This is a genomic window from Methylobacterium iners, from assembly GCF_022179305.1.
Classification (GTDB): domain Bacteria; phylum Pseudomonadota; class Alphaproteobacteria; order Rhizobiales; family Beijerinckiaceae; genus Methylobacterium; species Methylobacterium iners.
Genome location: NZ_BPQP01000074.1, coordinates 1 through 25,105, shown reverse-complemented (window position 1 = coordinate 25,105; position 25,105 = coordinate 1). Strand labels below are relative to the sequence as shown.

22 protein-coding genes are annotated in these 25,105 nt (G+C 70.8%); 7 read left to right on the top strand and 15 right to left on the bottom strand.

Annotation, left to right across the window (positions count from 1 at the left end):
* Positions 1–131 precede the first annotated feature (131 nt).
* Together MFF55_RS21195 and MFF55_RS21190 are read left to right on the top strand one after the other, a co-directional pair.
* Positions 132–569 (top strand): DUF983 domain-containing protein, encoded by a 438-nt coding sequence (locus MFF55_RS21195; RefSeq protein WP_238246121.1) that lies wholly within the window; start codon positions 132–134, stop codon positions 567–569.
* Positions 514–1,269: an NUDIX hydrolase gene (locus MFF55_RS21190; RefSeq protein ID WP_238246098.1), complete on the top strand. Its 756-nt coding sequence runs from the start codon at positions 514–516 to the stop codon at positions 1,267–1,269. The genes MFF55_RS21195 and MFF55_RS21190 overlap by 56 nt, the downstream gene beginning before the upstream one ends.
* A gap of 295 nt (positions 1,270–1,564) precedes the next feature.
* Here MFF55_RS21190 and metH read toward each other — a convergent pair whose 3' ends face one another.
* The 5 genes from metH to MFF55_RS21165 form a co-directional block, all read right to left on the bottom strand.
* Positions 1,565–5,311, bottom strand: coding sequence for a methionine synthase (gene metH / locus MFF55_RS21185; protein ID WP_238246097.1), 3,747 nt, complete (start codon positions 5,309–5,311; stop codon positions 1,565–1,567).
* Positions 5,312–5,471: 160 nt separating this feature from the next.
* Positions 5,472–6,392 carry a methylenetetrahydrofolate reductase [NAD(P)H] gene (gene metF, locus MFF55_RS21180; RefSeq protein ID WP_238246096.1) on the bottom strand — a complete coding sequence of 307 codons (921 nt, stop codon included), beginning with the start codon at positions 6,390–6,392 and terminating at the stop codon, positions 5,472–5,474.
* A 50-nt stretch (positions 6,393–6,442) separates the two neighbouring features.
* The gene (locus MFF55_RS21175) at positions 6,443–7,456 is read right to left on the bottom strand and encodes an ArsR/SmtB family transcription factor (RefSeq protein ID WP_238246095.1); all 1,014 of its coding nucleotides are present in this window, start codon (positions 7,454–7,456) and stop codon (positions 6,443–6,445) included.
* A 51-nt stretch (positions 7,457–7,507) separates the two neighbouring features.
* Positions 7,508–8,425: an ROK family protein gene (locus tag MFF55_RS21170; protein ID WP_238246094.1), complete on the bottom strand. Its 918-nt coding sequence runs from the start codon at positions 8,423–8,425 to the stop codon at positions 7,508–7,510.
* A complete protein-coding gene (locus MFF55_RS21165; RefSeq protein WP_238246093.1) occupies positions 8,422–9,834 on the bottom strand; it encodes a dicarboxylate/amino acid:cation symporter in 1,413 nt (470 codons plus the stop codon). The genes MFF55_RS21170 and MFF55_RS21165 overlap by 4 nt, the downstream gene beginning before the upstream one ends.
* 213 nt (positions 9,835–10,047) lie before the next feature.
* Here MFF55_RS21165 and MFF55_RS21160 point away from each other — a divergent pair, with 213 nt between their 5' ends.
* A complete protein-coding gene (locus MFF55_RS21160) occupies positions 10,048–10,476 on the top strand; it encodes a L,D-transpeptidase (RefSeq protein ID WP_238246092.1) in 429 nt (142 codons plus the stop codon).
* Positions 10,477–10,482: 6 nt separating this feature from the next.
* Here MFF55_RS21160 and MFF55_RS21155 read toward each other — a convergent pair whose 3' ends face one another.
* The 6 genes from MFF55_RS21155 to MFF55_RS21130 all read right to left on the bottom strand — a co-directional run bounded on the left by MFF55_RS21155 (position 10,483) and on the right by MFF55_RS21130 (position 16,585).
* Positions 10,483–11,367 carry a CYTH domain-containing protein gene (locus MFF55_RS21155; RefSeq protein WP_238246091.1) on the bottom strand — a complete coding sequence of 295 codons (885 nt, stop codon included), beginning with the start codon at positions 11,365–11,367 and terminating at the stop codon, positions 10,483–10,485.
* Positions 11,368–11,488: 121 nt separating this feature from the next.
* The gene (msrB, locus tag MFF55_RS21150) at positions 11,489–11,917 is read right to left on the bottom strand and encodes a peptide-methionine (R)-S-oxide reductase MsrB (protein ID WP_238246090.1); all 429 of its coding nucleotides are present in this window, start codon (positions 11,915–11,917) and stop codon (positions 11,489–11,491) included.
* A 76-nt stretch (positions 11,918–11,993) separates the two neighbouring features.
* On the bottom strand, positions 11,994–13,139 hold the full coding sequence (locus tag MFF55_RS21145; protein WP_238246089.1) for a YihY/virulence factor BrkB family protein: 1,146 nt from the start codon (positions 13,137–13,139) through the stop codon (positions 11,994–11,996).
* An 86-nt stretch (positions 13,140–13,225) separates the two neighbouring features.
* On the bottom strand, positions 13,226–14,746 hold the full coding sequence (locus MFF55_RS21140; RefSeq protein WP_238246088.1) for a malonate--CoA ligase: 1,521 nt from the start codon (positions 14,744–14,746) through the stop codon (positions 13,226–13,228).
* Between the two features lie 27 nt (positions 14,747–14,773).
* A complete protein-coding gene (locus MFF55_RS21135) occupies positions 14,774–16,183 on the bottom strand; it encodes a malonyl-CoA decarboxylase (RefSeq protein WP_238246087.1) in 1,410 nt (469 codons plus the stop codon).
* Positions 16,184–16,387: 204 nt separating this feature from the next.
* Positions 16,388–16,585, bottom strand: coding sequence for a hypothetical protein (locus MFF55_RS21130; protein ID WP_238246086.1), 198 nt, complete (start codon positions 16,583–16,585; stop codon positions 16,388–16,390).
* A 188-nt stretch (positions 16,586–16,773) separates the two neighbouring features.
* Between MFF55_RS21130 and MFF55_RS21125 the strand changes: the two genes are divergently transcribed.
* Complete coding sequence (locus tag MFF55_RS21125; RefSeq protein ID WP_238246085.1) at positions 16,774–17,964, top strand: MFS transporter; 1,191 nt, start codon at positions 16,774–16,776, stop codon at positions 17,962–17,964.
* Here the strand turns inward: MFF55_RS21125 and cobD are convergent.
* A complete protein-coding gene (gene cobD, locus MFF55_RS21120; protein WP_238246084.1) occupies positions 17,957–18,976 on the bottom strand; it encodes a threonine-phosphate decarboxylase CobD in 1,020 nt (339 codons plus the stop codon). The genes MFF55_RS21125 and cobD overlap by 8 nt on opposite strands.
* On the opposite strand from cobD, the gene cbiB reads away from it, so the two are divergent.
* Both cbiB and MFF55_RS21110 read left to right on the top strand, forming a co-directional pair.
* The gene (gene cbiB, locus MFF55_RS21115; protein ID WP_238246083.1) at positions 18,953–19,957 is read left to right on the top strand and encodes an adenosylcobinamide-phosphate synthase CbiB; all 1,005 of its coding nucleotides are present in this window, start codon (positions 18,953–18,955) and stop codon (positions 19,955–19,957) included. The two genes, cobD and cbiB, sit on opposite strands and share 24 nt — an antisense overlap.
* A gap of 57 nt (positions 19,958–20,014) precedes the next feature.
* Positions 20,015–21,058: a DUF3616 domain-containing protein gene (locus MFF55_RS21110; protein WP_238246082.1), complete on the top strand. Its 1,044-nt coding sequence runs from the start codon at positions 20,015–20,017 to the stop codon at positions 21,056–21,058.
* 3 nt (positions 21,059–21,061) lie between these two features.
* Here the strand turns inward: MFF55_RS21110 and MFF55_RS21105 are convergent, their stop codons facing one another.
* A complete protein-coding gene (locus tag MFF55_RS21105) occupies positions 21,062–22,495 on the bottom strand; it encodes a cobyric acid synthase (RefSeq protein ID WP_238246081.1) in 1,434 nt (477 codons plus the stop codon).
* Between the two features lie 354 nt (positions 22,496–22,849).
* Here MFF55_RS21105 and MFF55_RS21100 point away from each other — a divergent pair, with 354 nt between their 5' ends.
* A complete protein-coding gene (locus tag MFF55_RS21100) occupies positions 22,850–23,503 on the top strand; it encodes a sensor histidine kinase (RefSeq protein ID WP_238246080.1) in 654 nt (217 codons plus the stop codon).
* Positions 23,504–23,511: 8 nt separating this feature from the next.
* On the opposite strand, the gene cobO is transcribed toward MFF55_RS21100, so the two are convergent.
* Positions 23,512–24,114: a cob(I)yrinic acid a,c-diamide adenosyltransferase gene (gene cobO, locus MFF55_RS21095; RefSeq protein WP_238246079.1), complete on the bottom strand. Its 603-nt coding sequence runs from the start codon at positions 24,112–24,114 to the stop codon at positions 23,512–23,514.
* A gap of 207 nt (positions 24,115–24,321) precedes the next feature.
* Complete coding sequence (cobU, locus tag MFF55_RS21090) at positions 24,322–24,873, bottom strand: bifunctional adenosylcobinamide kinase/adenosylcobinamide-phosphate guanylyltransferase (RefSeq protein WP_238246078.1); 552 nt, start codon at positions 24,871–24,873, stop codon at positions 24,322–24,324.
* Positions 24,874–25,105: the final 232 nt, after the last annotated feature.

The window sequence follows — 25,105 nt, the reverse complement described above, 5'->3', positions numbered from 1 at the left end:
GCCCAGCCACCCCCACCCTCAATCCCTCCCCACAAGGGGGAGGGACGCGCGCTACGGGAAGGAAGAATGAGGCTATCGCGGTGACGGCGACACACACCCTACCGGCCCCGCGCACCGGCATCGTCCGGTCGATGGCCCGCGGCTTCCTCGGCCGCTGCCCGCATTGCGGCGAGGGCCGCGTCTTCGGCCGCTTCCTCAAGGTGGCGCCGGACTGCACGGCCTGCGGGCTCGAACTGCACCATCATCGCGCCGACGACCTGCCGCCCTACGCGGTCATCTTTATCGTCGGGCACGTCGTCGGCTACGTCATCCTCGAGATGGAGATGAATTACGACGTGCCGCTCTGGTTCCAGCTCACCTTCTGGCCGTTGGCGACCCTCGGCTCGGCGCTCGCCCTGCTGCAGCCGGTGAAGGGTGCCGTAGTCGGGCTGCAATACGCGCTTGGCATGAACGGCTTCGCCAAGCTACCGGGCACGGGCGGCGCCGCTCCGGCGCGGCCCGAGGACCCACAGCGTGACCCGAGCGACGACCGAAGCCCAACGGGAAGCCCAGGCCTCGGTCGCGCCTGACCCGGCCGCGGCGGCCAAGCGCCTCCGCCCGCGCGACGCCGCGACCCTGATCGTCCTCGACCGTAGCGGACGAAAGCCCAAGATCCTGATGGGCCGGCGCAATCCGAGCCTCGCCTTCATGCCCGGCAAGTTCGTCTTCCCCGGCGGCCGCATCGAGCCGGGCGATCGCCACATGGCGGTCACGGGCGCCCTGTCGGCCCGCGACGAGGCGGCGCTCAGCGCGCAGGTCGTGCGCCCGCCGCATCGGCTCGGCCGCGCCCTGGCGCTCGCGGCGATCCGGGAGACCTACGAGGAGACCGGCCTGCTGCTCGGGACGAAGGAATACGGCCCGCCCGACGAGGTGCCCGCGGGGATCTGGGAAGCGTTCCGCGAGGCCGGCGTGCTGCCGGATCTGGAGGCGGTGCATTTCGTGGCCCGCGCCATCACCCCGCCGAAGCGCCCGCGCCGCTTCGACACCCGCTTCTTCGCCGTCGACCGCCGCGCCGTGGCGGCCGAGACGCCCGACATCGTCGGGGAGAGCGCCGAACTGGTCGAGCTCGCCTGGGTCGGATTCAAGGAGGCACGCGGCCTCGACCTGCCGCGGATCACCGGCGTGATCCTGGAGGACCTGGAGGCCCAGGTGGAGGGCGGCTTCGCGCCCCACCGGACGATCCCCTTCTACTTCGAGCGCTACGGGCGCGGAGAGCGGCGGGTCCTGTAGGCGGTACGGCCGAGGAGCACGCCCCTCCCCCTTGTGGGGAGGGGTAGGGGTGGGGGTGGTTCCGCCTGGTGAGCGGCAGGGTCACCCAGCCACCCCCACCTCCGGCTCCTCCCCACAAGGGGGAGGAGAGGCGCCTGACGGAACCGTCTCTGCGCGGCCTCCGTTGGACTCCACAAGTCACCGAGGAGTCCATGTCATGTTGAAGGGTGGTCTACTTTGGCTGATCGGCATTCCGCTGCCGATCATTCTTCTCATCTACTTGTTCACCAATTGGCTGCGCTGAGCGCGGACCTGATCATTCGGCCGCGACGGCGAGGTATCGTGCGGGATCGTAATTGAGGATCGGACCGAGCCAGCGCTCGACGGCCGGGATGTCCATGCCCTTGCGGGCGGCGTAATCCTCGACCTGATCGCGCTCGACCTTGGCGACGCCGAAGTAATGCGCCTCCGGATGGGCGATGTAGAGGCCCGACACCGACGAGCCCGGCCACATCGCGTAGCTTTCGGTGAGCTTCACGCCGATCCGCGACTCGGCCTGGAGCAGGTCGAACAGCGTGACCTTCTCGGTGTGGTCGGGCTGCGAGGGGTAGCCGGGCGCGGGACGGATGCCGGGATACTCCTCCTTGGCAAGCTCGTCCGGGCTGTAGGCCTCGTCCGGCGCGTAGCCCCAGAACTCCTTGCGCACGCGCTCGTGCATGCGCTCGGCGAGCGCCTCGGCGATGCGGTCGGCCAGCGCCTTGACCAGGATCGAGCGGTAATCGTCGTTGGCGCGCTCGAAGCGCTCGGCGATGCGGACCTCCTCCAGCCCCGCCGTCACGACGAAGCCGCCGACATAGTCGGGCACCCCTTCAGGACCCACGAAATCCGACAGGCAGGTATTGGCGCGCCCGTCGCGCTTCGTGAGCTGCTGGCGCAGCCCGTGGAAGGTCGCGAGCGTCTCCGAGCGGCTCTCGCCCGTGTAGAGCGCGATGTCGTCGCCGACGCTGTTGGCCGGCCAGAAGCCGAGGATCGCCTTCGGGTTGAACCAGCGATCCTCGACGATCTGCTTGAGCATCGCCTGCGCGTCGTCGAACAGGGCCTTGGCGGCAGGTCCCTGCGCCGGATCCTCGAAGATCGCGGGGTAGCGGCCCTTGAACTCGTAGGTCTGCAGGAAGGGCGTCCAGTCGATGTAGGGCACGAGGTCGGCGACCTCGTAGGTGCGGAACACCCGCGTGCCGGTGAAGCTTGGGCGCGTCGGCCGGTAGGCCGACCAGTCGATCCGGAACGGGTTGGCGCGGGCCTTGGCGAGCGGCAGGCGCTGCTTGTCGGCCTCCCCGCGGGCGTGGGCGTCGGCGACCTTGCGGTACTCGGCGCGGACCTTCTCGATCGTCGGCCCCCGGGTCTCCTTCGAGAGGAGGCTCGACACCACGCCGACCGCCCGGCTCGCATCGGTGACGTAGACCGCCTGGCCGCGCTCGTAGGAGGGATGGATCTTCACGGCCGTGTGGACCCGGCTCGTGGTGGCGCCGCCGATGAGGAGCGGCACGTCGAAGCCCTCGCGCTCCATCTCGGCGGCGACATGGACCATCTCGTCGAGGGAGGGCGTGATCAGCCCCGACAGGCCGACGATGTCGACGTTCTCCTTGCGGGCGACGTCGAGGATCTTGGCGGCCGGCACCATCACGCCGAGGTCGATGATCTCGTAGTTGTTGCAAGCGAGCACGACGCCGACGATGTTCTTGCCGATGTCGTGGACGTCGCCCTTCACCGTCGCCATCAGCACCTTGCCGGCGGCCTGGCGCTTGCCGTCGCCGCCATTGGCGAGCTTCTCAGCCTCCATGAAGGGCTCGAGATAGGCCACCGCCTGCTTCATCACGCGGGCCGACTTCACCACCTGCGGCAGGAACATCTTTCCTGAGCCGAACAGGTCGCCGACCACGTTCATGCCGGCCATCAGAGGGCCCTCGATGACGTGGAGCGGTCGCTCGGCTTGGCTCCGCGCCTCCTCGGTATCGGCCACGACGTACTCGGTGATGCCGTTCACCAGGGCGTGCTCCAGGCGCTTCGCCACAGGGGCGTCTCGCCAAGCCAGGTCGGCCACCTTCGCCTGGACGCCGCCGCCGGACTTGAAGCGCTCGGCGGCCTCCAGCAGGCGGTCGGTGGAATCGTCGCGACGGTTGAGGACGACGTCCTCGCAGAGCTCGCGCAGCTCCGGCGGCAGCTCGTCGTAGATCGCGAGCTGGCCGGCATTCACGATGCCCATGTCCATGCCGACCTTGATCGCATGGTAGAGGAACACCGCGTGCATCGCCTCGCGCACCGGCTCGTTGCCGCGGAAGGCGAAGCTGAGGTTGGAGATGCCACCCGAGATATGGGCGTGGGGCAGCGTCTCGCGGATGATGCGCGTCGCCTCGATGAAGGCGACGCCGTAGCCGTTATGCTCCTCGATGCCGGTGGCCACCGCGAACACGTTCGGATCGAAGATGATGTCTTCCGGCGGGAAGCCGACCTCCTCGGTCAGCACCTTGTAGGCCTTCGTGCAGATCTCGACCTTGCGCTCCAGCGTGTCGGCCTGGCCCTGCTCGTCGAAGGCCATGACGACGACGGCCGCGCCGTAGGAGCGGCAGATCCGCGCGTCCTCGATGAACTTCTCGACCCCCTCCTTCATGGAGATCGAGTTCACGATGGCCTTGCCCTGCACGCATTTGAGGCCGGCCTCGATGACGTGGAACTTCGAGGAATCGATCATCACCGGCACGCGGGCGATGTCGGGCTCGGCGGCGACGAGGTTGAGGAACTCGACCATCGCCTTCTCGGAATCGAGCAGGCCCTCGTCCATGTTGACGTCGATGATCGAGGCGCCCGCCGCGACCTGGTCGCGGGCGACGTCCAGGGCCGCCGCGTAGTCGCCGGCGGTGATGAGCTTGCGGAACTTGGCCGAGCCGGTGACGTTCGTGCGTTCGCCCACGTTCACGAAGGGGATCTCCTTCGTCAGCGTGAAGGGCTCGAGGCCCGAGAGCCGCATTAGGCGCGGCACCTCGGGGATCGTGCGGGGCTTGCAGCCCTCCACGGCCTCGGCGATCGCGCGGATGTGGTCCGGCGTTGTGCCGCAGCAGCCGCCGACCATGTTGACGATGCCGCCCTGCGCGAACTCGCCGACGAGCTTGGCCATCGCCTCCGGACTCTCGTCGTAGAGCCCGAACTCGTTGGGCAGGCCGGCATTCGGATAGGCGCAGACCAGCGTGTCGGCGATGCGCGACAGCTCGCTGATATGTCCGCGCATTTCCTTGGCGCCGAGCGCGCAGTTGAGGCCGATCGTGAGCGGCGCCGAATGGCGCAGCGCGTTCCAGAACGCCTCCGGCGTCTGGCCCGAGAGGGTGCGGCCGGAGAGATCGGTGATCGTCCCCGAGATCATGATCGGCAGCTTCAGCCCACGCTCGTCGAAGACCTGCCAGGTCGCCGCCACGGCGGCCTTGGCGTTGAGCGTATCGAAGATCGTCTCGATCAGGATGAGCTCGGCGCCGCCATCCATGAGGCCGCGGACCTGCTCGGCATAGGCTTGGCGGACCTCATCGAAGGTCACGGCCCGGTAGCCCGGATTGTTCACGTCGGGCGAGATCGAGAGCGTGCGGTTCGTCGGGCCGATGGCGCCGGCCACGAAGCGGCGGCGGCCGTCCCTCTCCTCGGCGAGCTTGGCCGCCTCGCGGGCGAGACGCGCGCCCTCCGCGTTCAGCTCGTGGATGATCGATTCCATGCCGTAATCGGCCTGGGCGATGGTGGTGCCGGAGAACGTGTTCGTCTCGCAGACGTCGGCGCCGGCGAGGAAGTAGTCGAGGTGGATCTGCCGGATCGCGTCGGGCTGAGTCAGGATCAGGAGGTCGTTGTTGCCCTTCTGGTCATGGCCGTGGTCGCCGAAGCGCGACCCGCGAAAGTCTTCCTCCGTGAACTTCAGCCGCTGGATCACAGTCCCCATTGCCCCGTCGAGGACGAGGATTTTTTCTTGGGCGCGCTGGCGAAGCGCCGCTTCGATTTCGGTGCCGTCGACGGGGCGGAGATCGGTCATGAAGTCTCTCGGGTATGTTCCGGGATGTCCCCTCCCCCTTGTGGGGAGGGGTCGGGGGTGGGGGTGGCTGGGCGACCCTGTGTCGAGGCCACCGGAACCACCCCCACCTCCCACTCCTCCCCACAAGGGGGAGGAGAGGCGCTTCATCGTCAGACTTGGCTCAAGCCGCCTTCGCCGCCGCCACCTTCGGCGCCTGCGAGCGCAACCCCAGGAGATGGCAGATCGCGTAGACGAGGTCGGAACGGTTCATCGAGTAGAAGTGGAAGTCGTTGACGCCCTCGTCGACGAGGTCGAGGACCTGCTCGGCCGCCACCGCCGCGGCGACGAGGCGGCGGGTCTCGATGTCGTTGTCGAGGCCCTCGAACCGGGCGGCGAGCCAGTAGGGCACCGAGGCGCCGGCCCGGCGCGCGAAGTTCGTCGCCGCCTTGAAGTTCTGCACCGGCAGGATGCCCGGGATGATCGGGATGTCGATGCCGGCCGCACGAACCTTGTCGCAGTAGCGCAGATACACGTCGTTCTCGAAGAAGAACTGCGTGATCGCCTGGTCGGCGCCGGCATCGACCTTGGCCTTCAGAGCGTCGATGTCGGCGTCGAGCGTGGACGCCTCGGGATGCTTCTCGGGATAGGCGGACACGGAAACCTTGAAGTCCCCGATGCGCTTGATGCCGGCCACGAGGTCGGCCGTCTGCGCGTAGCCGCCGGGATGGGGCCGGTAGGCGGTGCCGAGCCCGTCCTGCGGGTCGCCGCGCAGGGCCACGATGTGGCGCACGCCGGCATCCCAGTAGGACTGGACTACCGCGTCGATCTCCTCGCGGGTAGCGTCGACGCAGGTGAGGTGGGCGGCGGGCTTGAGGCTCGTCTCCTTGATCATCCGGGCGACGGTGTTGTGCGTGCGCTCGCGGGTCGAGCCACCGGCGCCGTAGGTCACCGAGACGAATTTGGGCTGCAGCGGCGCCAGGCGCTCGATGGAGGCCCAGAGGATCGCTTCCATCTCGTCGGTCTTGGGCGGGAAGAACTCGATCGAGACCTGGATCGGACGGTAGCCGTCGCGGCTGGCGCGGTGCTGGGAGGCTGTGGGCATCGGGGTATCCTCGGGTGGGTTCGTATCGGACGGGCGGCGGGGCCGCGATGTCAGGCGACGGCGCGCGCCGCCTCGGGATGGATGGCGGCCGCGGTCTCGGCCGCGAGCCAGAGGGTGACGGTGAGCTGGTGGGCGGCGACGCCCGTCGGGACGAGGTGGCGGGTCTCGACGGCGCCGAGACCGGCATCGGCGAGCCAGCCGGAGACCTGCTCCGCCGAGAAGCCGAGGCGCCGATGCGCCTGCGCCTCGCGCAGGAATTCGAGGTCGTGCGGCGCGAAGTCGACGACGAGGAGGCGCCCCCCCGGGGCGACGAGCCGCGCGGCCTCGCGCAGGGCTCGGGCCGGCTCGTCGAGATAGTGCAGGACTTGGTGCACGAGGACGAGATCGAAGCTGCCGCGGCCGAAGGGCGGCGCGTGGATGTCGCCCTGGCGCAGATCCACGCGGGACAGGCCCGCGCGCTCCAGATTCGCCCGGGCGACCGAGAGCATGGCGTGGTTCGAATCGAGGCCGACGGCGCGGACCGCGCGGCCGGCGAGCAGCCCCAGCATCCGGCCGGTGCCGGTGCCGAGATCGATCAGGCTCTGCACGGGCCGCGGCCCCAGCACGTCGAGCACCGCCGCCTCGACGGTGGCCTCGGGCACGTGGAGCGACCGGACCTGGTCCCATTTGGGCGCGAGCCGGGCGAAGAAGGCCTGCGCGGCTTGCGCCCGCTGCGTCCGCACGGCATCGAGGCGCGCCCGGTCCTCGGACAGGGGCGGGCGGCCCCGCTCCAGGCCGGCGATCAGCGGATCGACGAGGCCCGACCGGCTCTCCACCAGCCGGAAGAAGGCCCAGGCGCCCTCGCGGTGACGCTCGACCAGCCCGGCCTCGACGAGGAGCTTGAGGTGGCGCGAGATGCGCGGCTGCGACTGGCCCAGGATGTCGGTGAGATCGGAGACCGAGAGCTCGCCCTCCGAGAGCAGGGCGAGGATGCGAAGCCGCGTCTCCTCGGCAGCCGCCCGCAGCACGCCGAGGGCATCGGCGAAGGGAGTTCGGCTGCTATCGGGGCTGCTCACTTCAGACATAAAGATATCTTTATATCCAAAACCGGCACCGGGCAAGCGGCAATAGCGGGGTCAGATCTCTTGATCGGCCCACAGCCACGCCGCACCTCTGACCCCCGAGGCGTCGCCGTGGAGGCTCTCGCGGATCGGGGTGTCGAACCCGTCCGAGAACACGTGCGGCGCCGTCGCCCCGGGCAGCCCTGACAGGATCTCGGGGACGCGCGAGAGGCCGCCGCCGATGACGATGACGTCGGGGTCGAGCAGGTTGACGACGTGGGCGACGGCGCGTCCCAGGCGGTCGAGATAGGCGGCGAAGGTGCCGCCCGCCGCCGGATCTCCGGCGCGCATGGCCTCGATCACCGCCTCGGCGCGCAGCGCCTGCCCGGTCCGGCGGGCGTGGTCGGCCGCAAGGCCGGTGCCGGAGACCCAGGTCTCGATGCAGCCGTGGCGGCCGCAATAGCAGGCCGGCCCCGGCCGCTCGTCGGCGCGCGGCGAGGGCAGGGGATTGTGGCCCCATTCGCCGGCGATGCGCTGGCGTCCGGGCAGGGCCCGGCCGTCGATCGCGATCCCCGAGCCGGCGCCGGTGCCGAGGATGATTGCCCAGACGAGGCTCGAGCCCGCGCCCGCCCCGTCGACCGCCTCCGAGACCGCGAGGCAGTTGGCATCGTTTTCCACCCTCACCTTGCGGCCGATGGCCTGTTCGAGATCCGCATCGAAGGGCCGGCCGTTGAGCCAGACCGAGTTCGCGTTCTTGACGAGGCCGGTGCGCGGCGAGATCGCGCCCGGCATGCCGATCCCGACGCTGGCCGTCCCGCCGGCGTCGGCCTCGAGCCGGGAGACCAGGCCGGCGATGGCGTTGAGCGTCCCCGCGTAATCGTCCCGCGGCGTCGCGATCCGCGCCTCGGCCCGGGTGGCGCCGGACGCGTCGAGGACGATCCCGGCGATCTTCGTGCCGCCGAGGTCGATCCCGAGGCGAAGGGGCGGGCTCACTCGGCCGCGGCGACCTTGGCGCCGGGCGCGCCGGCATCCTTCGGTGCGCCGGTGTTCACCGGCTCGGGCGCATGGTCCGAGATGTCGGTGCCGATGGCGAGCGGGTTCGCCATCACCTCGTTGAGCTTCGTCGCATCGAGCTCACCCTCCCAGCGGCTGACCACGACGGTGGCGACGCCGTTTCCGATGAGGTTGGTCAGCGCCCGGCACTCCGACATGAACTTGTCGATGCCGAGCACCAGGGTCATGGCGGCGACGGGAACCGGGTTGTTCGGGATGGCGGCGAGCGTCGCCGCGAGCGTGACGAAGCCGGCGCCCGTGACGCCCGAGGCGCCCTTCGAAGTGAGCATCGCCACGAGGATGATCGTGGCGTACTGGCCGAAGGACAAGTCGGCGCCCACGGCCTGCGCCAGGAACAGGGTCGCCAGGGTCATGTAGATGTTGGTGCCGTCGAGGTTGAACGAGTAGCCCGTCGGGACGACGAGGCCGACCACCGAATCGGAGCAGCCGAGGCGGCGCATCTTGGTCATGATGTGCGGCAGCACGGTCTCCGAGGACGAGGTGCCGAGCACGATGAGCAACTCGTCCTTGATGTAGGCGAGGAACTTGACGATCGAGAAGCCGGCGACCCGGGCGATGCCGCCCAGCACGACGAACACGAACAGCGCCGCGGTGACGTAGAAGGTGCCGACCAGCCAAGCGAGGTCCACGACCTTCGTGATGCCGTACTCGCCGATGGTGAAGGCCATCGCCCCGAACGCCCCGATGGGCGCGAGCTTCACGATGAGCCCGATGATGCGGAAGAAGATCTGTCCGGCCGTGTCGATGGCGTGGCTGATCCCCTCCGCCTTCTGACCCATGCCGGTGACGACGATGCCGGTGAGGAACGAGATCAGCAGCACCTGCAGCAGGTCGCCGGTGGCGAAGGCGTCGAAGAAGCTCTTCGGGATCAGCGCCATGATGTGGCCGACCACGCTGTCGTCGGCCGCGGCCTTGGCATATTTCTCGACCGACTTCCCGTCGAGCTTCGTCGGGTCGGCGTTGAAGCCGGCGCCCGGCTGCACCAGCTCGCCCACGGCGATGCCGATGAGCAGCGCCAGGGTGGACACGATCTCGAAGTAGATCAGCGCCTTGAGGCCGACGCGGCCGACCTTCTTGAGGTCGCCGATCGAGGCGATGCCGTGGACGATGGTGCAGAAGATGATCGGCGCGATCATCATCTTGATCAGCGCGATGAAGGCGTCGCCCATCCACTTGAAGGACTTGCCCGTCTCCGGCGCCAGGTAGCCCACGAGCACGCCGAGCGCGATCGCGATCAGAACCTGGATGTAGAGCACCTTGTACCAGGGCTCGCGCGCGGCGGACGCGGAGGGGCTTGCGGCCGTGCCGGGCGTCGTCGTCTGGGCCATGTTTCCTCACCCGCGCACGGTGTCGTGCATCGTTTTCGGCCCCCGCGTGCAAGACGCTACCGAAGTTGTACGGCGCGCTGAACGCCGGATCGGTAGTCGGACTTCAGTTTCCTGCGAGCGAAAATTGTGCAGGGCGCCCCCGTGGCGCTGTCGCCGGGCGGCGCTGGCGCACATGCTGTCCGAGCGTTCCGCACCCGGAGAACGGCCGCTTCCGTGCCCCCGCGCTTCCTGCTCACTTCCGTCCTCGCAAGCGTCGCGCTGTCCCTCGCGACGCTTGCGCCCGCCTCGGCGAGCGTCGTGGCGCGCATCGATCAATCCGTGCAGCGGATGCGCGTCTACCTCGACGGCCGCCTCGCCCACGATTGGCCCGTCTCCACGGCGCGCGAGGGCTACGTCACCCCCAACGGGCGGTTCCGGGTCGGGCGGATGGAACGGATGTGGTACTCGCGCCGCTATCACGGCTCGCCGATGCCGCACGCGCTGTTCTTCCGGGGCGGCTACGCCATCCACGGCACCGGCGAGATCCGCCGGCTCGGCCGCCGCGCAAGCCACGGCTGCGTCCGTCTCAGCCCCGGGAACGCGCGGATCCTGTTCGAGCTCGCGCGCACGAAGGGCGGCGCGCAGATCCTGATCCGGCCCTGACGGGGGTCAGGTCTGCTGGGTCCGCCGGGGACGAACGGTCCAGCGCTCGAAGCCGCCGGCTGCGTCCTCGTCGCGGGCCGGCTCCTGCGGCTGGCGGATGGCGGTGCCGAGCGCCTGCGACAGGCTCTCGATGACGTCGTCGATCCGCGCGTCGCCCTGGGGCTCGCCCTCCGCCGTCTCGGTGGGCGGGCTGACCTCGGCCGGGGGCTCCACCGCCTGGTGCGGTGCGGGCTCCGGCGCGGGGACGGGCTCGGGCGGAAGCGCCGCCGCGGGGGCCGCGCTCGGCACGGCGATGCGGCGCAGTGCGTTCACGACGCCGTCGTCCTCGGCCGGCTTCTGCGGCGCGCTGTAGCGGCCGAAGCCGAACCGGGGCTCGAGCAGGTCGAGGACGGCCTCCAGGGCCGCGTTGCTGAGGCCGATCTCGCCGGGCTGCGGCGGACCCTGCAGCGCCACGGCATGGCGCTCGTAGGCGGGATCGGAGGTGACCTCGCTGCCGAACCAGGCGGGCGGCGCGAAGCCCTGCGCCTCGCCGTCATTGGCGAAGGCGACGCTGACGAGGTCGAGGGTGCCGGGCGCGGTGTAGCGATCGACCTGCGCCTCGCGGCCACCGCCGAGCGCCACAATCGTCCGGTCGTAGGCGGCCTTGCCGGAGCAGACGTCCATCAGGGCGTCGCCGTGGGCGCGCGGCACGTCCGTGCGCTCCTCGTTGACCGCGCCGTCGGCGCCGGTCTCGACGAGGATGAGGTGGCATTGCTGCCCGTCCACCCGGACGTAGGAGGTGCGGCCTGCCTGGGCCGGGAAGTAGCCCTCCGAGATCCGCGAGCCGCCACGTTCCTTGCGGAGCAGGCGCACGAGGGCGGGCGCGACCAGGAAACGGCGAACGACACTCATACGCACACTCCGCTATCCGTTCCGCCGCCGGAGCCAGTTCCGGAAGACGACCCCATCGACCGCTAAGCAAGAACGCGTCGAAATCAAGACCAAAGGAGAGAACGGCAGGATATTTCCTGTGTCACTCCGAGTTGACCGGCCCCGGTTCGAAGCGAAGGGAGACCCCGTTCATGCAATAGCGCAGGCCCGTCGGGGGCGGGCCGTCGTCGAAGACGTGGCCGAGATGGCCCTCGCAGCGCGCGCAATGCACCTCGGTGCGCACCATCCAATGGCTGCGGTCCACGTTGGTCTCGACGGCGCCGTCGAGGGGATCGAAGAAGCTCGGCCAGCCCGTGCCGGACTCGAACTTGGCGCCGGTCTGGAACAGCGGCGCGTCGCAGCCCGCGCAGTGATAGGTGCCCGGCCGCTTCTCCGCCAGCAGGCAGCTCGTTCCGGGCCGCTCGGTGCCGTGCTCGCGCAGGACATGGTACTGCTCGGGCGTCAGGATGGCGCGCCACTCGGCCTCGGACCGGGTGCGCGGATCGCTGATCATACCGGGATCGGACGTCATCGGCTGCTCCTTCACGAACGCGTCTCGCATAGATGGGGTCCGCGGCAGCGTTCTTCGAGGCGGGCTCGGCCCGAGGTCAGGCCGCCGCGCCCACGGTATCGGCCATCCGGGCCTCGCGGTGGCCCAGCGGCTCCTCGGGGCCCGTCGTGGTGTCGCGGGCCGTCTGGTGCTCCATCTCGGCGTTGATCTCGCCGCCGAGCAGCACGATCGTCGCCGAGATCCAGATCCAGGTCATGAAGCCGATCACGGCGCCCAGCGACCCGTAGGTCTCGTTGTAGTCGCCGAAGCTCGCCACGTACCAGGAGAAGAGGATCGAGGCGACGAGCCAGAGCAGGCCGGCGACCACGCTGCCGGTGCCGACCCAGCGCCAGCGCGCCCGCTCGCGGCTCGGGCCGTAGCGGTAGAGGAGCGCCAGGCCGCCGAGCAGCACGACGAGGAGCGCCGGCCAGCGCAGCAGGGCGATGAGCCAGGCGCTGTCGCTCAATCCCACGAAGTTGAAGACCAGGGGCAGCACCACGATCCCGATCAGCGCGAGGATGATGAAGACGAGGGCGCCGACCGTGAAGGTGAGCGAGCGCAGGTTCAGCATGAGGAAGGAGCGCTTCTCCTCTTCCTCGTAGACGACGTTCAGCGCGTCGAAGATCGCCTTCATCGCCGCGTTGGCGCTCCACAGCGACAGCAGGAGGCTCGTGAAGAAGGTCAGCCCGAGCGAGCCGGTGCCCTTGGCCGCGATGCGCTTGACCTGCTCGCCGATGACCTCGACGGCCCCGGAGGGCAGGACGCCCTGCAGGCTGGCGAGATGCTCGTTGATGACGCCGACATCGGCGATCAGCCCGTAGCAGGAGACCAGCGCGGCGATGGCGGGAAACAGCGAGAGCAGCGTGAAGAAGGTGACGCCGCCCGCCACCGAGAGGACGCGGTCCTTGTTGAACTCGAGGTAGATCCGGTAGGCGATGTCCTTCCAGCCCGGCGCGGTGATCTCGGTCGGGCCCGTCGCGGCCCGGCCGCGTTCGGGCTCGCGCGCGGCGACCTGCTCGGCGGCTCGGCCGCTATAGGATTTCGCGCCCTCGATCCCGGACGGGTCCGGCTTCGGATCGGACATCGGCTCCGGCTGCCGCCGGCCCTTCGGCGCGGCCGCCAGAACGAGGAGCGCGCCGCCGAGGAAGAGCGTCCACAGGACCGAGCCGGCTGGATCGGGCGTCGGCGGGCGAGAAGCGGACATCGAGGAACCGGGGGTCAGGGTCGGCGCAAGCTCGGGCGGCGCCTCGAAAACGTCAGCGCGGGCAACGCGTTCCGTGAGGGTAGCGCCTACGCCTGGTAGAGGCCGGCATGGGTCTCGCGCAGGACGTTCTTCTGGACCTTGCCCATCGCGTTGCGGGGCAGTTCGTCGGCGAACAGGATGCGCTTGGGGCACTTGTAGCGGGCGAGCCGGCCCTCGAGCGCGCGCAGCATCTCCGCCTCGCTCGGATGGTCGGGGCGGGCCACGACCACGGCCGTGACGCCCTCGCCGAAATCGGCATGCGCGACGCCGATCACGGCCGATTCGATCACGCCGGGCAGGGCGTCGATCTCGTTCTCGACCTCCTTCGGATAGACGTTGTAGCCGCCCGTGATGATGAGGTCCTTGCCGCGCCCGACGATGTGGACGTAGCCGTCCGGATCGATCTTGCCGAGGTCGCCCGTCACGAAGAACCCGTCCGGCTTGAACTCGGCCGCCGTCTTCTCGGGCATGCGCCAGTAGCCCTGGAAGACGTTCGGCCCCTTCACCTCGATCATGCCGACGGCGTCGGTGGGCAGCACCGCGCCGCTCTCGGGATCGACCACCCGCACCGCGACGTCCGGCAGGGGCAGTCCCACCGTCCCGGCGATGCGGTCGCCCTCGTAGGGGTTCGAGGTGTTCATGTTGGTCTCGGTCATGCCGTAGCGCTCGAGGATGGCGTGGCCGGTGCGGGCCTGCCACTCGCGATGCGTCTCGGCGAGCAGCGGCGCCGAGCCGGAGACGAACAGCCGGATGCCGCGCACGGCCTCCGGCGTCAGGCCAGGCTCCTTCAGGAGGCGGGTGTAGAAGGTCGGCACGCCCATCATGGCGGTGGCGCGCGGCATCAGCGCGAGGATCTGCTTGGGGTCGAACTTGCCCAGGAAGATCATGCTCGCGCCGCTCGCCAGCACGACGTTCGTCGCGACGAACAGGCCGTGGGTGTGGAACACCGGCAGCGCGTGGATCAGCACGTCGTCGGCCGTGAACCGCCAGACCTCGGCGAGGGTGCAGGCGTTGGAGGCGAGGTTGGCGTGGCTGAGCATCGCGCCCTTCGAGCGCCCCGTCGTGCCCGAGGTGTAGAGGATCGCGGCCAGCTCGTCCGCGCCCCGCGCCACGTCCTCGAAGGCGCCGGCCGCCCCGTCGGCCGCCTCGGCGAGGCTGCCGCGCCCGGCCGCATCCAGCGTCTCGATCTTCGGGACCCCGGCCCCGTTCGCCACCGCGGAGAGCTCCCCGGCCTTGGCCGGATCGCAGACGAAGAGGGCGGGCTCCGCGTCCGAGAGGAAATACGCGATCTCCGGCCCCGTATAGGCCGTGTTCAGGGGCAGGAAGACGGCGCCCGCGCGGACGGCGCCGAGATAGAGGAACACCACCTCCGGGCTCTTCTCGACCTGCACCGCGACGCGGTCGCCCGGCTTCACGCCGAGGCCGACCAGCGCCCGGGCATAGGCCGCCGAGCGGTCGAGCAGGTCCGCATAGGTGAGGCGCCCGCCGTCCCCGGTCTCGATGAAGGTCTTCGTCGAAGGATCGGCCGGCAGGCTTGCGCGGACGAGGTCGAACAGGTGGTTCGTCATGAACGGTTTGACCCTGGAACGACGCCCTCAGGCATCGGCGAGCGCGACGGCGCGCGGGGGCGGCAGGTTCGCCCGAAGCTCGCGGCTGACGGCACCGGTGGCGGCGACGGTGCCGAGATTGGCGTAGGTCTCGTGGTTCTTCTCGATCGCCGCCAGGTCGTAGAGGTAGTTGACCATCAGCCCATGCGACTGGGAGAGGCCCTTCGGCGAAGTGTCCCCGAGGAAGTTCATCCGCTCGAGCCGCGCCCCGTTGCCGAGGTGGAAGCGGGCCACCGGGTCGGCGGGCCGGCCGCGCTCGTTCTTGGCGCGCAGGAAATAGGCGGCCGCGGCCGGCAGCATCGCCTTGCGCACCGCCTCGACCTTCGTCTTGTCGCTGTGCCAGTCGGCATCGTCGAGGAGGCGCAGCGCCTCGACATCCTCGCGGGTCAGCCGCTGCGGCGCGTCGGCGCGACGCTCGCGCGCCAGCCAGCGGGCGAAGCCGGGGACGGGCGAGAGCGTGACGAAGGTCTTCAGCGAGGGGATCTCGCGGGCGAGGTCCTCGACGACCTGCTTGATCAGGAAGTTGCCGAAGGTGACGCCCGCCAGACCCTTCTGGCAGTTCGAGATGGAGTAGAAGATCGCGGTGGTGGCCGCGCGCAGCGGCAGCGGCTCGCGCTGGTGGGCCAGGATCGGCGCGATGGCCGAGGCGATCCCCGAGGTGAGCGCGACCTCGACGAAGATCAGCGGCTCGTCGATCAGCGCCGGGTGGAAGAAGGCGTAGCAGCGCCGGTCCTGCGGCTCGATGCGCCGGCGCAGGTCGTCCCAGCCCGCGATCTCGTGGACCGCCTCGTAGCGGATGATCTTCTCCAGGATATGCGCCGGCGTCGTCCAGGCGATGGGACGCAGCACCAGGAAGCCGCGGTTGAACCAGGACGAGAACAGGTGCTCGAAGTCCCGGTCGAGGCTCTCGACGGCCTCGATCAGGGCGTCGTCGCGCTCGGTCTCCGCCCGCAGGCCAGCGCGGAGCGCCAGCAGATCCTCGCGCATCCGGACGAGGGCGAGGGTGCCGTCGCGCGCGAGGTTGAGCCGGCGGATCAGCTCCTGGCTGCGCGGCTCCGCCGCCCCATGCAGGAGGCCCAGCGCCGCGCGGGTCGGGTCGGCCCGGTAGGCCGCGATGGCCGCCTCGACGGAATCGTGGTCGGCGCCGAACTCCGTCGCGACGAGGCGCAGGAAGGTCGCGCGCTCCGCCGTCGGGAAGCTGGCGTAGCGGTCGAGGATGAGGCGGGCGAGCGCCACGCCCGAGGCCTCGCCGCGGCGGGAGATCAGGTCCTCGCAGAGATTGGCCAATTCCGCGGCGTTGGCGCGGGCGGCGAGATCGCCGCGCCCGAAGCCGATCAGGTCGCGTCCGCGATCGCTGATGGTCTGAATTAGGTCGCCGAAGAACGAGATCGTCGCCATGACACGCCGCCTGCCCCACCGCCGTCATACCCGACCGGCCCGAAGCGGCGCCATCGGTCTACCAGCGTCGCCGAGATGTATGACGCCTCGCTGCCGAGGGCCAGAGCGGAACGACCAAGAACGAAGGCCCCGGCCGCTTTCGCGGGGATCGCCGAGGCGGACGCACCCGCCACGATCTCGGCGGGGCCGCCCGACGCGATCCGCTCAGATCCCGGCCCGGCTCTCGATCACGGCCCGGTCGGCGCGCTCGCGCCAGTCGTCGAGGCCGTAGAGCCTGGCGAAGCGCAGCTCGGCCGCACGAAGCGCGCGCTCCGCGTCCCGGGCCCTCGCGATCTCGACGCACCCGATCGTGAAGGGCACACCCAGGATCTCCTTGGCGAAGTTGACGCGATAACGCGACATGCCGGACTTCCCTCAAAATGACGACGGATCGGATCAGATCGCAATGCCGGACGCTTTCCAAGGGCCGCACACCGGATTTCCGGGGCCATCGAACGAGTCGTCGCTATCAATCCGTTGCCGTTCCACATGAAACCGGACGCTTTCGCGCGTCCGCCTCATCCAGGAGATAGGTCCGCGATGGCTGAACTTTGAGCGGGAATGGGGCGTCCGGTGTCGAAGCGCCGCACGGGCTGACGACGCGGGCGCGAATCGGTCTGACCCTAATCGCGGGCGGCGCGGTCGCCAACATCTACTACAACCAGCCGCTGCTCGCCCTTCTCGTGGCCGAGTACGGGGAGCGGGCCGCGCTCCTGGTCCCGACCGCCTGCCTCGTCGGCTACGGACTCGGCATCCTCGGCCTCGTGCCGCTGGGCGACAGCCTCTCGCGCCGCAGCCTGATCATCGGGCAGCTGATCGGCCTCGGCGCGGCCCTCCTCGTCGCCGGCGCCAGCCCGAACCTCGCGGTCCTGGTGGGTGCAAGCCTGGCGATGGGGTTCCTGTCCTCGGCAGCCCAGCAGGCCGTGCCCTTCGCGGCCGAGCTCGCGCCCGACGCCGTGCGCGGACGCGTCGTCGGCCAGGTGATGACGGGGCTCCTCAGCGGCATCCTGCTGGCCCGCACGCTGAGCGGCTTCGTCGGCGCGCATCTCGGCTGGCGCGCCGTGTTCCTGGCCGCGTCCGGCATCGCGCTGGCGATGGCGGGCGTCGCGGCCGCGACCCTGCCGCGGCTGCCGACGCGGCCCCTGCGCTACCGCGCGCTGATGGTCTCGATCCTCCACCTCGTGCGCGATCAGCCGATCCTGCGCCGGGCGAGCCTGTCCCAGGCCCTTCTCTTCGCGGGCTTCAACGCCTTCTGGGCGACGCTCGCGCTCCTCGTCGAGGTGCCGCCCTTCAACCTCAGCGCGGCGGGCGCCGGGCTGTTCGGCGTCATCGGCGTGGTCGGCGCCCTCATCGCGCCGCTGTCGGGCCGCTACACGGACGAGCGCGGCGCGCGGCCGGTCGTCGTCGCGGGCAGCCTCTGCGTGGTGGCGGCCTTCGCCGTGCTGTGGCTGGCCGGCGCGGCCTCGCTGATCGCCGTCGGCATCGGCGTGCTCCTCGTCGACATCGGCCTCAACGGCGCGCTCATCGCCAACCAGACCCGCGCCTACGCCCTCGTTCCGGGCGCGCGGGGCCGCATCAACACGGTCCTGTTCACGGTGATGTTCGTGTTCGGGGCGCTCGGCGCCTTCGCCGGCTCGCAGGCCTTCCTCAGCTTCGGCTGGTCCGGGGTCTGCGCCGTGGGCGGCGCCTTCGCGGGGGCGGCGCTCCTCGTGGCGCTCCGCGACCGGACCGGCGCTACTTGAGGATGCGGGCGAGGCGGCACCATTCCCCCTTGTCCGCCGGCAGCCCGAAGCGCAGGCGGGCGGGCGCGGCCTCGAAGCGGCGGACGTAGATCCCGGCCTCGCCGAGCCGCCGGAACAGGCCGGCGGCGTCGGGGAAATCCGCCGTGCGGAAGAGCGTCGTGCCGCCGACGAGGGAACCGCCGGCCCGTTCGATCAGGCGGTCGAGCCGCGCCGCGTCGCGACCCCGCGCCGCGCCGGCCTCGAGGCGCCATGCGTGATCCGCCAGCGCCGCGGTGCCGACCGCCAGGGCAGGCCCCGAGACGGCCCAGGGCCCGAGCGAGGCGGCGATCCGGGCCGCGAGATCGGGCTCGGCCAGCGCGAAGCCGAGCCGGATGCCCGCAAGGCCGTAGGTCTTGCCGAAGGAGCGGAGCACCACGATTCCCCCGCGCAGGTGCGGCGCGAGCGAGTCGCCCGGCACGAGATCCGCGAAGGCCTCGTCGACGACGAGGAGGCTGTCCCGAGGCCGCGCGCCGGCGAAGGCCAGAAGCCGCGCGGCGGGCCAGGTCCGGCCATCGGGATTGTTGGGGTTGACGAGGACGACGACGTCGGCATCCCCGGCCTCCTCCAGCCTCGGCACCGCGGCGACGTGGTGTCCGCCGCGCCTCCAGGCCGCTTCATGCTCCTCGTAGGTCGGGGCGATCACCGCCACCCGGCCCGGAGGGCGCAGGCGCGGGAGCGCCTCGATCAGGATCTGGGTGCCGGGTGCGGGGACGAGGCAGGCGGGATCGCCGCAGCCATAGGCGACCGACGCCGCCTCGCGCAGGCGGCTCAGCGCCCCGGCCGGAGGCAGGCGGCGGAAGGCGCTGGCCTCGATCGGCGGCAGCGGGTAGGGGACCGGGTTGATGCCGGTCGAGAGATCGATCCAGGGCTCGGGCGCGCCCGGAAACAGCAGCCTGGCCGCGTCGAGGTCGCCGCCATGCGCGATCGGCGCGCGCCCTCGCGAGACACGATGCCCTGGACCGCCCTGATCCATCCGCCCGACACGCTTCCCATCCTGGCCCTCGCGCTCGCCCTCGAGGCCGCGGCCGGCTATCCGGACCGGCTCTACAGGGCGCTCGGCCATCCTGTCACGTGGATCGGGGCGCTCATCGCCGCCCTCGACCGAGGGCTGAACCGGGGCAGCCCCCCCGCGCGACGGGCAGGAGGTGTGGCGGCCGTCCTCATCCTGCTCACCGTCGCCGGCGCGGCCGCGCTCGCCCTGACGGCCCTCGCCGGGGCCGGCGGGCCCCTCATCAGCCTCCTCCTGACCGGCGTGCTCTGCGCCACGCTGCCGGCGCAGCGCAGCCTCCACGAGCACGTCGCCCGCGTGCCCGAGGGGCTGCGCGCCGACGGGCTGGCAGGCGGCCGGGGCGCCGTCGCGATGATCGTCGGGCGCGATCCCGACAGCCTCGACGAGGCGGGGATCTGCCGCGCCGCGATCGAGAGCCTGGCCGAGAACTTCTCCGACGGGATCGTGGCCCCGGCCTTCTGGATCGGGGCCGGCGGGCTGACCGGGGGCGTCCTCTACAAGGCGATCAACACCGCCGACAGCATGATCGGCCATCGCACGCCGCGCCACGAGGCCTTCGGCTGGGCCTCGGCCCGCCTCGACGACCTCGTGAACCTCCCGGCCTCCCGGCTGGCGGCCGGGCTGATCATCGCGGCGGCCCTGCTCCACCGGAAGGCCTCGGCGACGGGGGCCTGGCGCGCCGTGGCCCGCGACGCCGGCGCCCATCGCTCGCCGAATGCGGGGTGGCCCGAGGCCGCCATGGCCGGCGCGCTCGGCCTGCGGCTGGCAGGACCCCGCATCTACGGGAGCGTCCGCGTCGACGATGCCTGGATGGGGGACGGGCGACCCGAGGCCCGGGCCGGCGACGTGGACCGGGCGCTGGCGCTCTACCGGACGGCCTGCCTCCTCCTCTTCGCCCTCGTCGTAGGCCTCGCGGCCCTCGCTGGAAGCGCGGGCATTCCCTGATACAAGCCCGGCCTCACGGGAGGGCGGGCGATGATCCGGAGAGGGTTGGGGATTGCGGTGAGTCTCGCCGTCCTGGCGATCGGGGCGGGATCGGCCGCGGCCCGGGAGGACGCCTTGGCGCAGGTCGGACCCGGGTACATCCTGTCCAAGGATCTCGCCGGCGGCGGATCGGAACCCGCCAACGACATCAGCGGGATCGCCTGCCTGCCGGCCGCGTCCGGACCCCGGCACTGCCTCCTCGTCAACGACGAGAACGCGGGCGCGCAATTCGTCACCATCGAGGGGACGACGATCAGGCCCGGGCCGGAGATCCGGCTCGTCGGCGCGGAGCCCTCGGCGGCCACACTCGGGACGGCGCCGACTGAGCACCGCTGCTCCGAGGGGAAGGGCCGCTTCTCGGAACTGGACGGGGAGGGCATCGCCTACGCGGCCCCGTACTTCTATGTCATCGGCTCGCATGGCTGTTCCCGGCGCGGGAACACGTTCAAGCTCTCGGCCTTCGTCCTGGCCCGCATCCGCTTCGACGGATCGAGCCCGCCGACCGGCCGCGAGCCGGTGGAGACGACCTACCGCTTCTCCGACGCCCTGCGCGCGCCCGCGCCGCTGCGCGAGTTCTTCGCGGTCGACCTCCAGTCGCGGTCCAAGGGCGCGCACTCCCGGGGGTTGAACGTCGAGGGCCTCGCCGTCGTCGCGGGGACCCTGCATGCCGGCCTGCGGGCGCCGACGCTGGACGGCGAGGCCTTCCTCGTCACGGTGCCGGTCGAGGCCCTGTTCGCGCCCGGCCACGCCGCCCTGCAGGCCGAGCCGAGACTGATCCCGATCGCGACCGGCAAGCGCACCGGCATCCGCGACCTGACGCCCCTGCCGGACGGCCGGCTCCTCGTCCTGACGGGGCCGGCGCAGGAGCAGGAGGTGGGCTACGGCCTGATCGGCCTCGACCCGCTGACCGGCGCGACGACCCGGCTCGGCCGGCTCCCGGAGCTGCGCGAGGCGGAGGACGAGGGCAAGCCCGAGGCGATCGCCCTGGTCGAGCCCGGCCGCCTGCTCGTCTTCTTCGATTCCCTCCCGAACGGCGCGCCGCGCGCCTACGCCCTGCCCTGAGCCTCAGCGCAGGGCGAGGAGGCGCTCGCAATCGACATGGGCCTCGAGATGGTCGGCGAGGCGGTCGAGCACCGCCTCGATCCCGGCCTCGTAACCGGCGCCGCCCGCCGTCGCGCCGAGGCGTCCGAGCCAAGCCGCCCGCTGACGGTCGTCGGCGAAGAGGCCGTGGACGTAGGTGCCGCAGACCCGCCCGTCCGGCGAGGTCGCGCCGTCGAGCCGACCGTCGGCGAGGCGCAGGAGCGGCCGGTCCGCGTCGGGGCCGGACGTCGCCCCGACATGGATCTCGTAGCCGGCGAAGGGCTGGCCGTCGGCCAGGCTCGTGCCGCGCACCGCCTCGAGGCGCTTGAGCGGCGCCATCACGGTCTCGACGTCAAGGAGGCCGAGGCCGGGGACCGAGCAGGGCGGACCCTCGACGCCGTGGGGATCGTCGATCCGGCGACCCAGCATCTGATAGCCGCCGCAGAGGCCGAGCACCCGGCCGCCCCGGCGGACATGGGCCTGGATGTCGATGTCCCACCCCTGCGCGCGAAGGAATTCGAGGTCGTCGATGGTCGTCTTCGAGCCCGGCAGGAGCACGAGGTCGGCCACCGGGATCGGCTCGCCCGGCCGCACCAGCACGACGCCGAGTCCGGGCTCGGCCCGGAGCGGGTCGAGGTCGTCGAAATTCGCGATTCTCGGCAGGATCGGCACCGCCACGACGCGCCCGCCTGCCGGGGGGAGGGAGCCCGCAAGCCCCAGGATGTCCTCGGCGGGCAGCTGCGCGGCCTCAGGGAAGTGCGGGATCAGGCCGAAGCCCGGCCAGCCCGTGCGCGCCGCGATCAGCGCCATGCCGTCGTCGAACAGGCTCGGATCGCCCCGGAAGCGGTTGACGAGAAAGCCCCGGATCATCGCCGCGTCGTCCTCGTCGAGCACGGCGCGGGTGCCCACGAGGCTCGCGATCACGCCGCCCCGGTCGATATCGCCCAGGAGGATCACCGGCGTTCCGGTGGCGCGGGCAAAGCCCATATTCGCGATGTCGCCGGCCCGCAGGTTGACCTCCGAGGCCGAGCCCGCGCCCTCGACGATGACGAGGTCGGCCTCCGCGCGCAGGCGCTCGAAGCTGTCGAGCACGTGTCCCATCAGGCGCGGCTTCCAGGCCTGGTAGTCGCGGGCACCGGCCGTGCCGGCGACGCGGCCCTGGACGACGATCTGCGAGCCCGTCTCGCTCTGAGGCTTCAACAGGACCGGGTTCATGTGGACGGAGGGGGCGATGCCCGCGGCGCGCGCCTGCAGGGCCTGCGCCCGCCCGATCTCGCCGCCATCGGCCGTGACCGCGGCGTTGTTCGACATGTTCTGGGGCTTGAACGGCCGCACCCGCATCCCGCGCCGCGCGAAGGCGCGGGCAAGGCCGGCGACGACCAGCGACTTGCCGACATCGGAGCCGGTTCCCTGAATCATGAATGCGGTAGCAGGCACGTGCTCCAGAATCTCCGTTCGTCTCCTGGCGTAAAACAAGGGTTAATGATTGATTAATGTTAAGCCTGACCCTTCGCTTATCCCCGTGGAAATGCCAGTCGTGCGTGACGAGACTCGAATAAACGTTGGGGAATATCGCGCGAGATCTGGGTCGTGGCCTTGTTGCTGTGCCGGGAAGCCTGGTAACGTTAAAGTGAGCTGAATGAAGCGCCGCCTTGTTGCGGACTTGTGGATTGGCGGATGAAGGCTGTGCGGGCATGCGCCGAGGGTGAGGCCTCCGTCTACCCTGGATCGCCCAGGGAGAGATCGCGGCGGGATGCGGACGTCGAGCGCCTGGTGCGGCGCCGGACCCGGCACCTGGAGGAGGCGCTGCGCCGAAGCACCCTGCTCCTGCACGAGGCCGATCACCGGGTCAAAAACAACCTCCAGATGATCAGCGCGATGCTGCTGATCCAGCGGGCGAGCGCCCCGGATGCCGGCGTGCAGGCCGCCCTGCAGGACATGGTCGAGCGGGTCGACGCGGTCGGCCTAGTGCATCAGCGGCTGCAGGACGCCACGAACTCCGACTCGGTGGACATCGGCGACCTCATCCGGGAGATCGCCACGAACCTCGTCACGGCCGCGGGCCGGGAGGACATCGCCCTCGTGCTCGCGGTCGAGAGCGCGATGATCGGCCCGGACGCCGCCGCCCCCGTCGCGCTCGTCATCAACGAGACCGTCACCAACGCCCTCAAGCACGCGTTTCCGCCCGGACGGGGCGGCGCGCTTCGCATCGACGTGAGGCGGGGTCCTGGCACCTGCGAGATCTCCGTGCGCGACGACGGGACCGGCATGCCGGGAGGCGACCGCCCGCGAAGCGGTTTCGGCACCACGCTGATCGAAGCGATGGTGCGCCAGGTCCGCGCGACGATCGAGTGGCTGCCCGCCTTGCCCGGCACGCATGTGCGGATCACGCTTCCCCTGCCCGACCTCGCCCCGGCCCGGCTCTGAGCGGCGCGTCAGAACTCGATTCCCGCCTGAGCCTTCACGCCCGAGGCGAAGTGATGCTTCACGATGCCCATCTCGGTGACGAGGTCGGCCGCCTCGACGAGTGCCGGCTTGGCGTTGCGGCCGGTGACGACGACGTGGAGATCGGGGCGGCGCGCCTGCAGGGCGCCGACCACGGCGTCGAGGGGCAGGTAGTCGTAGCGCAGGGCGATGTTGAGCTCGTCCAGCACCACGAGCCGGATGCCTGGATCGGCCATCAGGGCGAGCGCCTGCGCCCAGGCCTGCTCGGCCGCCGCGATGTCGCGGGCCCTGTCCTGGGTCTCCCAGGTGAAGCCCTCGCCCAGCGTGTGCCAGGCGATCCGGTCGCCGAACGCAGCCAGCGCCCGGCGCTCGCCCGTGTCCCAGGCGCCCTTGATGAACTGCACCACGCCGACCCGCCAGCCGTGGCCCAGCGCCCGCAGCATCAGGCCGAGCGCCGCCGTGGTCTTGCCCTTGCCGGGGCCGGTATTGACGATGAGGAGTCCCTTCTCGATCGTCTTGGCCGCCACCTCCGCGTCCTGCACCGCCTTGCGCTTGGCCATCTTCTCGCGGTGGCGCGCTTCGTCGTCGCTCATGCCGTGGCTCCGGACGTGCCTCGCTCCGAGGGTGCGTGTTCGTGTTTTGCGGTCAACGCGACGGGCTCCCTCTCCTGGAAGGAGAGGGTTGGGGTGAGGTGTGTGACCTCTCCGGAAAGCCTCCACACCTCACCCTGTCCCTCTCCTTGCAGGAGAGGGGACCCGCGACTCCTGCGCTGAGCGTCGCGGAGGCGCCCGGAGGTTTCGTCAATCGGCGATACGCGCATCCGGCAGTCCTTCCGAGGACGGTTTCACGACCATGGGCAGGCCCGCGACCATGAACACCACACGGTCGCTCGCGGTGGCGAGGCGCTGATGCAGGCGGCCCGCCTCGTCGCGGAAGCGGCGGGCGAGCGCGTTGTCGGGCACGATGCCGAGGCCGACCTCGTTCGAGACGAGGACGAGGGGACCGGCCGCCGCGGCGCAGGCCTCGGCGAGCGCGCGCGCGGCCGCCTCGATGTCGGCTTCGGCCAGGATCAGATTCGTGAGCCAGAGGGTCAGGCAGTCGACGAGGACGGGCCCCCGCGCGGCCGCCACGGCCTGGGGCAGGTCGAAGGGCACGTCGCTGGTTTCCCAACCGGCAGGTCGCCGCTCGCGGTGGATGGCGATCCGCTCGCGCATCTCGTCGTCGAAGGCCTGCGCCGTCGCGAGGTAGAGCCAGGGTGCAGGGCAGGCCTGGATGAGGCGCTCGGCATAGGCGCTCTTGCCCGATCGGGCGCCTCCGAGGACGAGGGTCGTTCGAGGGATCGCCGGCCGCATCGCTCCCCTCTGCCCGAGAAGGGCGCCCGCGGTCAAAGCCGATTCGCGAACAGGCCGTGCCGGGCACGCTACGTCCGATCCTAATGCGGCCCTGACGATTTCTCTTGCTATTATTCCTAAGCTGTGTTTCTAATCCGTCACCTGCTGCCTGGCACTGAGGGTGTCTGTTCGGTGACCGACCGGGCGGGCTTTGGGCGGCAGGGCGGTGCCCGCGTCGGAGGCTCGGTCCCTC